This window comes from Faecalibacterium sp. Marseille-Q4137 (genome assembly GCF_017377535.1).
Classification (GTDB): Bacteria; Bacillota; Clostridia; order Oscillospirales; family Ruminococcaceae; genus Faecalibacterium; species Faecalibacterium duncaniae.
The window spans coordinates 1-1,043 of sequence record NZ_JAFREK010000115.1; the positions used below are offsets into that span (position 1 = coordinate 1).

General features: G+C 53.0%; 1 protein-coding gene. It reads right to left on the bottom strand.

What is annotated here, in order from left to right:
• Positions 1-102 precede the first annotated feature (102 nt).
• Positions 103-1,032 (bottom strand): ParB/RepB/Spo0J family partition protein, encoded by a 930-nt coding sequence (locus tag J3353_RS16060; protein WP_156072832.1) that lies wholly within the window; start codon positions 1,030-1,032, stop codon positions 103-105.
• Positions 1,033-1,043 lie beyond the last annotated feature (11 nt).

Consider the following 1,043-nt stretch of genomic DNA (forward strand, 5'->3'; position numbering starts at 1 on the left):
CGGTCGGCAGACGGATTTTTTCATTTTGGGGCTTGACTTTTAATAGTTAGTCTCCAAATTTTTGCAAACAAAAAAAGACCCCATCGGGTCTTACGTTACGGGTCAGCGCTCGTTGCGGCGCTGCTGTTTTTTCTGCCACGCATCCAAAAGCTGGATGATCTTTTCCTCCATCTGTTTGGGTGTGTAGCTGCGGGGGAAATACTTCCGCAGGGTCTCATTTTTGATGGTCACGGTGTCTTTCTCGCTCTTTTTCTCCTGCCCCATCACATCAAAGGCTTTTTCGTAGCTGAACGCTCCCTGCTGTGCCATCTTTTTCAGTTGCTGCGCTTGGGAAAGGGACGGCGCATTCTGGGTGTCCTCCATGGCTTCTAAAAAATCTCGCTGTTGGCTTTCGTCCAGATAGGACAACTCCACAGCGGGATTGAAGGCAATCTTCTTTTCGTCCACCATGTCCAGCAGTTCCGGGACAAGGTTGGTCAGGCGGATGAAACGCTGGATTTGCGTTTTGCTCTCACCTGCATCACTGGCGACCTGTTCAACCGACCACAACTTCTGACCAACTTGGTCAGAAGTTAAATCTGACCTAGCACCTTGATTTTTTAGAGCTTCCAGCTTCATTTTGTAGGCGAAAGCCCTTTCACTGGGCAGGATGTGTTCACGCTGAAGGTTGGAATCCACCATCAATATCACAGCAGCATCGTCCGACATCTGCCGCACAATGACCGGCAGGGTGTCCAGCCCGGCAAGTTTCGCCGCATACTGACGGCGGTGCCCGGAGATGATCTCGTAGCCGTCACCATCCGGGCGGGGACGGGCAATCAGCGGAGCCAGCACACCGTACTGAGCGATGCTCTCCACCGTCCGGGTCATGGCTTCATCGTCCAGCACCTTGAAAGGGTGGTTGGTGAAGGGGTGCAACGCATCAATGGGAATCTGCTGTACCTGCTCCCGCTGTTCCTCCTGTCGGTTTTCCTCGGTGGAAAACAGGTCATCTAGCCCTTTCAGAGCTAAGTTTCCGCTGTCGATCGGCATCCGCCAGCACC